This window comes from Pedobacter sp. 01T416_2 (assembly GCF_056398925.1).
The window spans coordinates 1-10,865 of record NZ_JBFTQI010000102.1 but is presented as its reverse complement, the minus strand read 5'-3'; the positions used below and the strand labels follow the sequence as shown (position 1 = coordinate 10,865).

The following is a 10,865-nucleotide window of genomic DNA, read 5'->3' as shown; positions in this document are numbered from 1 at the left end:
CGCTAAGACTAAGAGAGCTCCAAAGTTTCGAGTAAACTGATGTAAATATCAATCCCTTCTTCAATTTCCTCAATGCCAATAAATTCATCGGCAGTATGAGAGCGTGCAGAATTACCTGGTCCCATTTTAACCGAAGGCATATCCAACCAGCCTAGATCGGAGCTTGTTGGCGAAAGGTAAGTTTTCCTGCCAAGCGAAAGTCCGCTTATCACAACAGGATGAAGCATATCGATAAAAGATGGCTTTAATACGTTTGGCCGCAAAGTAAAATGGCATGAGGTATGATTGACAATGGTATTCACTATTTCTCTTTCGGTATAATTATGGTCGAAACGGATATCTACCGTAAAACTGCACTCAGCTGGAACAATGTTGTGTTGAATACCTGCCCTGATCTCTGTAACCGTCATTTTAACAGGCTGCGGTTGATCGTCCATAATGGGAAACAGATAATTTTTGAACCAGTCGATATCTTTAAGGGCATGGTAAATGGCATTATCGCCCTCCTCCCTAGCCGCATGGCCTGAGCGGCCTTTTGAAACGCAGTCGATTACCATCGAACCTTTTTCGGCAATGGCCATATGCATACCCGTGGGTTCGCCTACAATGGCAAAAGATATTCCTCTAATATCAGGTAATATGCTGCGGATGCCCAATTCTCCTGAGGTTTCTTCTTCGGCAGTTGCCGCAAGGCAGAGGTTAAAGGGAAGATCTTTTCGATCATAGAAATACAAGAAAGTAGCGGTTAAAGCCACCAGCGGACCGCCGGCATCGTTACTGCCCAGTCCGTATATTTTTTCATCTTCTATAATCGGGCTAAAAGGATCTCTGGTATACTGTTTATTAGGTTTAACCGTATCGTGATGGGAGTTTAATAGGATGGTTGGCTTTGAAGCATCTAGGTGTTTATTGTAACACCAGATATTGTTGTATTTTCTAAAAGTGTTTATGCCTTGCAGGTTTAAGAAAGATTCGATCTGGTCGGCAGTAAGCATCTCATCGCCACTGATAGAAGGAATAGCGATTAAGGAGGAAAGGAGTTCGAGTGATTCCTGATAGAGGTGATTAAGATCAGGACCCTCGGTAAGTTTTATTTTACTGATCGTGTTCATGATAATGTGGTTAGGTATTTTAAGAATAAATAACTTCCTGGTAGATCTCAGCTTGCTGATAAACTATGGGTTGTGCATCAGCAAAGTATTCCGGATCGAAAAGCATAGCGGTACAGAGGCAATTGCATTTTTTCTTGCGTGTTAAAATATCGTAGTTCACGCAGCTTTTGCAACCTTCCCAGAAATGCTCATCGTGTGTGATCTCGGCAAAACTGACTGGCAGAAAACCAAGTTTGGCGTTCATCCGCATAATTGCGGGGCCTGAGGTAATGCTAAAGATTTTTGAATTGGGATACAATCTTCTCGACATCTTGAAGATTCTGTTTTTGATGGATCTGGCTACTCCAGAATTCCTGAATTTGGGTGCAACAATAAGCCCCGAGTTGGAAACGAAGCGTTCATCTTCCCAGGTTTCGAGGTAAGAAAAACCTACCCACTCGCCAGTACTAGTTAAAGCAATAACTGCCTTGCCAGCAGCCATTTTCTCAATTACCGAGGCTAAGGTTCTTTTTGCAATGCCTGAAGCCCTTGCAATGGCAGATTGTTCTGTTTCCTGTATAATTTCTTCTGCGTAATGTGCATCGCCTTGATCAGCAATGCGGACAAAAATGATATGGTTATCCATTATGATTTAAATTTTCATGCCAGGCCAATCACAAAGGGAATGCCCAAACCAGTATTAATAACCAGATAGCAGTTTAAACAATGATATAGGCCTTTATTTTTTTTCTTTGGCTACCGTATTTTGAAGGTACATTACCAAAATGGAAGGGTTAATTTCATTATGGAAAACTATTGCCCCATTTAATAATTCAGAGTATTAACAAGCCAAAAAACTTTGCTGCCATAATACACGTATGTTAGTTAAAACCAAACAGACGTATAATGAGGAAGGGCACGGTAATACACATCAATCAATCGGTTGGCTTTGGATTTATACGAGACGAAAACGAACAGGAAATTGCATTTTGTTTAGCAAATCTTAATGAAAATATCGCTGCAGGCGACCTGGTAGAATTCAAAATCGAACTAATGGCACATGGGCTTACGGCCACCAATCTTCGCCTATTATTACTTATTTAAATGTAATTTTCAGATTATTTTGTATATTATATAAAAGCAAGATGATTATTTATCAAAAGAGATCACTTTTTGAACCTAAAAGTTTATAACATTATGCCCAATTCTAACAACAGTTCTTTTGTACTGCCACTTCTCCAGTATATGGAACAATACCATAAGCTTTCCACTAGCCTTATTGCACAGTATGAAAAACATTGCTCATTGGTCATAGTCAGAAAGAATAAATACATTGTTTCCCCTGTTGATAGTAATGCAGCACTTTACTTTGTAAAAAGTGGCATTGTTCGTGGTTTTATAAAAGATGGGACCAAAGATATTACCACCTGGTTTTGTTTTGGGAATAATATTGTAGGCGCCATTCGTCACCCTGATTTACAAGCTAACCACTCTGTAGAATATTTACAGGCCTTAGAAGATTGCGAATTGATCCGCATTCCTTATACTTTAATCGACTATGCGTATTCCCATTTCGAAGAAGCCAACATTATCGGACGAAAACTGTTAGCTGTACATTACTATGCTGCATCCGAAAGATCTATACTGGCCAGAATACCCAATGCATTGCGGCGTTATCAAAAGCTCGCAGAAAGCGGAAAAGTAGACTTAAACAAAATACCGCTCCGCTATCTCGCAAGCTATTTAGGAATGAGATTAGAAACCTTAAGCAGGGTCAGAAGCAAAGAACTGCATAAAAGCGTGCATCGCGATGTTGCCGTATTAATAGAGAAATAGTGGCGCTTTTAAAAAACAAACCCCGTACAATTATTTGTACAGGGTAAAAAATTCTAGTAAAACACGAAGGATTTAACCTTTTTTAATCATATCGATCATCATCGAAATTTCATCTACTGCAGCTTCATTGCTACCATCAAAGCCCATCAGGTTAAATCTGATGTTCCCCACAGGATCGATCACAAATTTTGAAGGAATTCCCGATACTTTATAATCAGTAACGACCTTGTTAATTTTCGAATCAGGATCTTTGGTGTCCATTAACACCTCGAAACTATATTTCTGCGATTTAATATAATCGCTCGCATCCTGAGTTGGGGTAGCTGTTTTCTCCCAGGTATGAATAAACAAAAACTTCACGTTTGGATCTTCTTTATATTTATTAACAGCCATTTGCRTGGCAGGAAAAGAAGCCTTACATGGCCCACACCAGGTTGCCCAAAAATCGAGGATTACCACCTTACCCTTTAAACTGCTTAGTGTAACTTTTTTGCCTTCAATATCGGTTAATGTAAAATCTACAGCTGGTTTATTGATGATTTCTTTATTGAGTTTTTGCTGTAGATTGGCCAGAATCCCTTTTCTGATTTCAGCAGCATAGGCATCGAAACCCGCATCACTTCCCTTTACTTTGATATAAAGTGTTTTAAAGGTACTACTCATTTCATCATTGGCCTTGCCCGATTTTACGGCCTCTTCCAATTTAGTATAAGCCTCCTGATTTCTATTCAATGCCATTAATATTTTGGCGTATTGAAAATTCGATCTCGGAGAAGCAGTTTTTGGATTTTTAGCTGCTAAATCAGCATAAATAATTGCTTCATTATACTTTTTTTGTTCGAAAAGAATCCCAGCATAAGTCATGGTCAACCCTGGATAACCCGATGCGGCAAATTTGGATGAATTTTCGTTAGGTAACTTTCCATCATAATAAGTTTTAGCACTTTCCRTGGCTTTTTTATAATATACAGCTGCATTTTTTAAATCGCCGGTTTTATAAAAAGCCTCTGCAACACCACCAAACCCATTTCCTTTCCAAAAATCTACCTGCAGTTTGTTAATATACTCAATAGCCTTAGCCGCATTTTTTTCTTTGGCATATTCGGAAGCAATAGCCGATACCGCATAATCGTACACGATCAATTCTTCTCCAGAACCCGAAACCGGAAATTTCTTAATCCATATTTTATAGGCATTTTCTTTCGCCAGTGCCGTTTTCTCATCATAAATTTTGCTGGCTTCCTGTGCCCTCGCTCTCGAACCTTTAGGGAACTTCTGTAATTCTACCTGAACAAGCGAATCGGAAGCTTTTACGTTTTTTAACCGGTAATAGTAATTAATGGCCAGGTCAACATCTTTTTCCTGATCTGAAGCGGCCAGTTTTTGTAATTTGGTTGCCAATAGTACTTTATCTGCAGGTTCCTTGGAAGCTACCAGTTTGTCTAGATAAATCCTCGTTGTATCTAGGGGTTTGGTTTGCGCTTTTAAACCGCCAACGCTTCCTAGAATGATGATAGAAAGCAATCCTAACATTTTGTTACTGATATTTAGTGTGCTCATGTGATTAATCTTTAAATAGGTTTGATAATGTGTTATTCAATTCTTCTCCACGTAAATCTTTTGCAACCACTTTTCCATCCTTATCCAATAAAAAGCTTGCAGGAACCGATTTCACACCATATAATGCTGCAGCAGTATTCGACCAGCCTTTAAGTTCAGAAACATGTTTCCATACCAAACCATCATCATTAATTGCTTTCAGCCAGGCTTCTTTTTTGCTGTCTAACGATACGCCTAAAATTTCGAAACCTTTATCATGGTATTTTTTGTAGGCTGCAACTACGTTCGGATTTTCTTTACGGCAGGGACCACACCAGCTTGCCCAAAAATCTACTAAAACATATTTTCCACGAAGTGCAGAAAGTTTAAGTGGTTTTCCATCTACATCATTCATTACAAAATCTGGAGCCAGTTTTCCCGGAGCAGTTTTATTGGTTAATGCTAAACTTTCTTTTATGGTTCTACCGTAAAATGAAGCTTTAACCGCCGGGGCAAATAATGCATACATGGCTGCTGCTTGCTCGGGATATGGATAATTAATAAAGCGGTCTTCCACAATTGCCGCAACTGCTACAGAAGAGGCATTTGCGGTTACATAAGCTTTTATTGCATTTTGGTTAAGCACATCAAGTGCTTTAAATTCATCATCGAAGGGTTTGCGCTGTGCCGGGCTTAAGGTTACTTTACCTTTTTTGTTTGCACTATCTAAACGGCGGTAAATATCGCCAGCTTTTGAGGTTATCGATTTCCAAGGGCCATTATAAAAACCAAAATAAACATCGGTTTCCGGCGAACCGATTACTTTGGCCGTAAACAACGAATCCTTATCACCAACTATCGAGATGTCTTTATTTTCTAAAAGAAAGTTTTTTTGTTGCTTACCGTCCTTAAGTTTTAAAGCATACATTTTAACCTCGGGTACTGTACCACTAAAAGCGAAACTACCGTTAGTAATAACAGAAGAATCCTTAATTTCTTTATCGCCAATGTTATGCGAAAGATAAATTAATCCCGTATCTATCCCTTTTATCTTACCCGTTAATTTATATCCTCTTTGTATGTTAAAAGCACTTGCCACCAAAAGAACCAAGGTAGCTGTTGCTATTAATTTTATTGTCTTTTTCATGATTGATGTAGTTATGGGAGCCAAACAGGCTCCCAATAGTTAATTTTGATAACCTGGATTTTGAGTTAAATTGGTATTAATCAGGATTTGCGCCTGTGGAATCGGGAATAAAACGGAAGTTGATTTCCAGGTTGGTTTTAATGCGCTAATTACAACATTTGCTCGACCAGTTCTTTTTAAATCGAACCAGCGGTGGCCCCATTCTCCAAAAAATTCTACTTTTCTTTCTTGTTCAATGGCTGTTAACATCTGCGCCTGATCTAAAGCAGCACTTACAGCACCTAATCCAGCCCTGCTTCTAACCATATCGATATCTGTTTTTGCGCCAGAAAGGTTGTTTTGCTGTGCCCTGGCTTCAGCACGGATCAGGTATTGTTCGGCAAACCTAAGCGCAACATTATATTCATTGCCAGTTCCAGTGCCTATTTTATATTTGCTTATACCATAGTAGGTTTTCCCGCCAATTGTTTTGCTAACTGTCCAATTGGTACGGCGTAAATCAGTTGCATTTTCAAAGCTTTGATACGTTACATCTGCAAGAGTATAAGTTGGAATTACCGAAGGCAAGGTTACATATGCAGCGCCAGGCACAGAAAGCCCGGAAATATTACCGATCTGCCAGATAATTTCATTACTGGTATTCACAAAAGCCGCCTCTGGTACCGGAAGTGTATAAACCGCTGAACCTATAACCTGTGTAGCCTGTGCTTCTGCATTTATATAATCTTTTTGGTAGAGGTAAACCCTAGCCAGAAGTGCTGTTGCTGCATATTTGTTCACCCTGCCTCTAAAAGTGCCCACATAAGTTGTAGGTAATAGATTTTGTGCTTCAGTTAAGTCCTTTATAATCTGCGCATAAACCTCGGTTGTTGATGTACGGGGCAAAGCTGCATTTTCGAAAGCGGAATAATCGTCTTTTAGTGGCAACGGTACGTCTCCATAAAGATTTACGAGATGGAAATACGCAAACGCCCGCATAAATTTAGCTTCACCCAAAAGCTGATTTTTTACAGAAGGGGTTAAGGTTGTAGAAGCACTAAGGCCGCTAATGGCGTTATTGGCATTTTTCACCAATTGGTAAGTTGTTCCCCATATGGTGTTAGCTGTACCGTTATTATTTGTGATTGAATTATTTGCGAACTCCTGGGTTAACACTACGCTTGCATTATACTGCAACTCATCACTGGAAACCCCCGAGTAAAAAGTAAGTGAAGTAATTAAGCCATTGTTAGCCTGCGAAGAAAAAGAATACAGGCCCATCACAACGCTCTGTGCAGCGGCATCTGTTTTAAAAGAATCTTCGAACAAAACCTGAGTTGGCGGCGCCCCCAGTTCTACAAATTTTTTGCAGGAAGAAACAGTTAAGACTGCTGTAAGGATCAATATTTTATAAAAGAAATTTCTATATATTTTTTTCATGATTTTATCAGTTAAAATGAACAGTTAACACCAAATACAATTGTTCTTAGTGGAGGCAATACCTGACTAAGTGTACCAGTACCTAAACCCGGAGGCCCGCCCGGAACAGTTGTTTCTGTATCTAAGATGTACTTGTTCTTTGCCCATGTATATAAATTCTGGCCTTGAATAAAGATGCTACAGTTAGACATTTTAATCTGCTTTAACCATTCGGTAGGCAAAGCGTACGATAGGTTTACAGATCTCAGTTTTAAATATGAGGCATCCCCATATACTGCGTCAGACGATGTGAAATTGTTATAGGAAGCGGCAATTACTGATCCTGCTGTTGCCGATGCTCCMGGTAGGTTGGCACTTGTGCTTGTCGGTGTCCATCTTCCCAGCCAATAGTCGTTTTGGTTGCCAAGTGCGCCTGGTCTGTTATTTACAATTTGCGTAACGCCAAAACGGTGGTTAAATTGAAAAAATATGCCCAGCTCAAAATTCTTATAAGTGAAAGTATTGTTGAAACCTCCGAAAAATGGCGTTCCTAAATCTGCAATATAACGATCGTTTGAATTGATCACACCGTTGCCATCTTTATCTTCGAACATAGCTGTTCCGTTTGTCGGGTTAACACCAAGATAATGATATAGTCGGATAAGGTTAATCGATTCGCCAACCACATATGAAGAAGCATAAAATGATTTTTCAAGATCTGGAAAATCGACAATCTTATTATCGGTAAAAGTGAAGTTTGCAGAGGTCTTCCATGAAAAATCTTTTGTAACGATATTGGCTGTATTTAGCTCAAGCTCTAAGCCTTTGTTTTGGATTGTAGCCGGAAGATTTAATGTATAACTATTATATCCGCTCTGACTGCCTAATGCATTAGAAGTGATCTGATCAGATGATCTGTTTCTATAGTAATTTGCAGTAAAAGAGATACGATCTTTTAAGAAACCTAAGTCAATTGCAAATTCAAGTTTTTTAGTAGTTTCCCATTGGATAAATTCATTTGGAAGAACAGTTACATTTGTTGCAGCATTGCCAAGATAAGCCGTTGCTGAAGAATATAAAGGAAGGTAAATGTAATTGGAGATCTGATCATTTCCCGTTGTGCCATAACTTCCTCTAATTTTACCAAAACTTAGGAAAGAAATTTTATCTTTTATAAATTCTTCATTTGAGAATACCCAGCCTGCGCCAATTGCACCAAAATTTCCGAAACGGTTTTTGGGACCAAATCTTGATGATCCATCCCTTCTAAAGGTGGCATTGAAAAGGTATTTTTCTTTCCAATCGTAATTTAGTTTTGCAAAAACAGCATCATATTTATACTTAACAATATTATTGTACCATACGGTAGTAGTACCTGCAGCACCCAATGTGCCCAACAGCGCCTCATTACTATAATTGGTTCCGGAAAGATAAAGCCCATTCGAGGTGTTTTGTTGGAAACTCGTTCCAATAAGCGCAGTTAAAGTTCCACCGCCAATGCTTCGTACATAATCTAAAGTTGGCTCAATAATCCAGTTTTGGGCATTAAGGTTGGTAAAATCAGCAGAACTTGTTGGGTTGTTTGCCGGGTTTTGAGATGATGCCGGATTTGTAGCCGTCTGATCCAACCTGGTATTGGTATAACCAAAATTTGCTTTGGCAGTTAAGCCTTGTAGTATCGTGTACTTCAAATTGGCATTTGCAATTAAGTTATTGGTTACCCCATTGTATCGCTTTAGTAAAGTTGCCAGGGGGTTAGTGAAATTTGTAGACCAAAATAATTTACCCGTAGCATCATAAAGAGGAAGGTTTGGTGGCAAATTGTACACTGATGAAACATCTCCGGTTGGTATATTGGTATTATCATTAGCATAACTAACAGAAAACGAAGCTGTAAATTTCTTATTCAGCGAGCTATGGTCTAAATTCAATCTCGAAGAGAATCTTTTATCATTATTATCGCCTAAAAAGACGGTACTTTCTCTGCGGTATGCAGAATTGAAGAAAAAACGGGTCTGCTCATTACCCCCAGACATTGAAGCCTGAATTTCATTTACGTGCCCCCTGTTCCCAATAAACATTTTCTGGAAGTCGGTTGAGCTGTTCCTGTCCCATACCGTCAAATCTGGGGCATTGTTGCTGTTCGGCGTTACACCATCATTTTTAAATGCTTCTGTCCGCAGTGCCAGGTATTGTTCAAGATCTAACACAGGGATAAAACGGTTCACCTCTGTAAAGCCAGTATTAAGGTTAAGTCCAATTTTTACTTTTCCCGATTTTCCTTTTTTAGTGGTAATTAAAACTACACCGTTTGCACCTCTCGATCCATAAATGGAAGTTGCATCTGCATCTTTCAAAATATCGATACGCTCAATATCAGATGGGTTGATCATGCTAAAAGGACTCACGCCTCCACTTGCACCAGAAGTTCCGAAAGCATTTAAGTTATCTGTTGCTGGCTGACCTCCATTAAAATTGGTAAATGGAACCCCATCAATCACATACAAGGGAATCCCTCCTGATGAAAGCGAATTCTGCCCTCTGATCTGCACCTGAATGGCTCCCCCCGGAACGCCGTTATTTTGGGCAATCAATACACCCGACATTCTGCCGGATAGTGCTGCCAAGGGGTTTCCAACAGGTTGTTTTTCGATTTCTTTCGCCGTGATAGATGCAATAGATCCTGTACTTGTTTTTCTGGTTGTAGTACCATAACCTATAATCTGCACTTCATTCAGGCTACCAACTGAAGGTTTCATTACAATCTTGTACGAATTTTCTGAGCCGATAACCTGTTCTGCATTCTGATAGCCAATACAAGTAAAAAGCAGCACTTTCGTTCCCTCATCCGGAAGGTTAATTCCAAACTGGCCGTTTCTATCAGTCGCTGTACTTAGCTTATTGTTTTGTTTCAGCAGTATTGAAACCCCTGGAATGGGAACTCCATCTTCATCCACTACAATACCAGAAATCCTGATATCAACAGTCGAAATTTTAACTTCTGGTTTTATCGAAGAAATTAAAATCCTGTTATTTAATTGCGTTATTTTAAAACGTTTGGAGTTAAACAGCACATCAAGCAGTTCCTGAACCGTACGTTTTTGTACCGGGATATTTATTTCCTTTAGTTCTTTAAGATCGGTATTTCTATAAATAAAAATAAAAGGTGTTTGCTTTTGAATTTTTTCAATAGCAGAGAATACACTCTCATTATTTAATCCAATTATAACTTCTGTATTGGAGATCGATTGACCTTTGGTATTAGAAGCAAAGATTAATGAAGAGGTGGCAAAGGTTACTATAGCTAATACAAAGCTTAAACGCATAATCTGACGAATTAGATATCGTGATTTTTTAGAAGCGAAAAATTTCTTACAGGGATTCCCGCCCTCTGCTGATTGTGCAGAAAATTTCATAATTTTAAATGTTTTAAATGATGCCTAAATTGTTTAATACATGCTGTTCCAATTCCAGCTGGAACAGTGCAAATTTTATCTCTCTGTCTTGCAAGGACAGGGAGATTTTTTCATCAGATGTGGAAATAGTAGAGTTCTTTCATGTGGTTTGGTTTGTTTGGTTTTAGTTGATATTTATTATTTAATTATTACAATCCTTGCCCGAAATTAAAATCTCATTGGCTTTGGTTACGTATGCTGCATTATTAAAAGAAGTTATCACCTGCAAAATTTCATCGAGGCTTTCACCCTTTTGAAAAGTAGTGGTAAAACGGCAATTTTTGCCCCGGTCATCTACAAATGTAATTTTGGTTCCAAATCGTTTGGCTAGTAGATCAATGGCATCTTTCATGGTAATGTCTTCAAAGAAAATATCTTTTGCCTGCCAGTCTACAACCT

9 protein-coding genes are annotated in these 10,865 nt (G+C 38.9%); 2 read left to right on the top strand and 7 right to left on the bottom strand.

The window, feature by feature from the left end; all coding sequences use genetic code 11:
- Nucleotides 1-8 precede the first annotated feature (8 nt).
- Both AC1DPQ_RS06610 and AC1DPQ_RS06605 read right to left on the bottom strand, forming a co-directional pair.
- Nucleotides 9-1,112, bottom strand: a complete 1,104-nt coding sequence (locus AC1DPQ_RS06610) for a M20/M25/M40 family metallo-hydrolase (RefSeq protein ID WP_477582070.1) — start codon at nucleotides 1,110-1,112, stop codon at nucleotides 9-11.
- Nucleotides 1,113-1,131: 19 nt separating this feature from the next.
- On the bottom strand, nucleotides 1,132-1,737 hold the full coding sequence (locus AC1DPQ_RS06605; protein WP_477608490.1) for an N-acetyltransferase: 606 nt from the start codon (nucleotides 1,735-1,737) through the stop codon (nucleotides 1,132-1,134).
- Between the two features lie 260 nt (nucleotides 1,738-1,997).
- Here AC1DPQ_RS06605 and AC1DPQ_RS06600 point away from each other — a divergent pair, with 260 nt between their 5' ends.
- Both AC1DPQ_RS06600 and AC1DPQ_RS06595 read left to right on the top strand, forming a co-directional pair.
- Entirely contained in the window at nucleotides 1,998-2,195 is a 198-nt protein-coding gene (locus AC1DPQ_RS06600) for a cold-shock protein (protein WP_477608488.1), read from the top strand.
- Nucleotides 2,196-2,264: 69 nt separating this feature from the next.
- Nucleotides 2,265-2,927, top strand: coding sequence for a Crp/Fnr family transcriptional regulator (locus tag AC1DPQ_RS06595; RefSeq protein WP_477608486.1), 663 nt, complete (start codon nucleotides 2,265-2,267; stop codon nucleotides 2,925-2,927).
- Nucleotides 2,928-2,999: 72 nt separating this feature from the next.
- On the opposite strand, the gene AC1DPQ_RS06590 is transcribed toward AC1DPQ_RS06595, so the two are convergent.
- The 5 genes from AC1DPQ_RS06590 to AC1DPQ_RS06570 form a co-directional block, all read right to left on the bottom strand.
- Entirely contained in the window at nucleotides 3,000-4,487 is a 1,488-nt protein-coding gene (locus tag AC1DPQ_RS06590; RefSeq protein ID WP_477608484.1) for a redoxin domain-containing protein, read from the bottom strand.
- Between the two features lie 4 nt (nucleotides 4,488-4,491).
- Nucleotides 4,492-5,613, bottom strand: coding sequence for a redoxin domain-containing protein (locus tag AC1DPQ_RS06585; protein WP_477581368.1), 1,122 nt, complete (start codon nucleotides 5,611-5,613; stop codon nucleotides 4,492-4,494).
- Nucleotides 5,614-5,652: 39 nt separating this feature from the next.
- Entirely contained in the window at nucleotides 5,653-7,032 is a 1,380-nt protein-coding gene (locus tag AC1DPQ_RS06580) for a RagB/SusD family nutrient uptake outer membrane protein (RefSeq protein ID WP_477581366.1), read from the bottom strand.
- An 11-nt stretch (nucleotides 7,033-7,043) separates the two neighbouring features.
- The gene (locus AC1DPQ_RS06575) at nucleotides 7,044-10,427 is read right to left on the bottom strand and encodes a SusC/RagA family TonB-linked outer membrane protein (RefSeq protein ID WP_477581364.1); all 3,384 of its coding nucleotides are present in this window, start codon (nucleotides 10,425-10,427) and stop codon (nucleotides 7,044-7,046) included.
- Nucleotides 10,428-10,608: 181 nt separating this feature from the next.
- Nucleotides 10,609-10,865 (bottom strand): DUF4974 domain-containing protein (locus AC1DPQ_RS06570; RefSeq protein ID WP_477608482.1); only part of this gene is annotated, 257 nt, incomplete at its 5' end.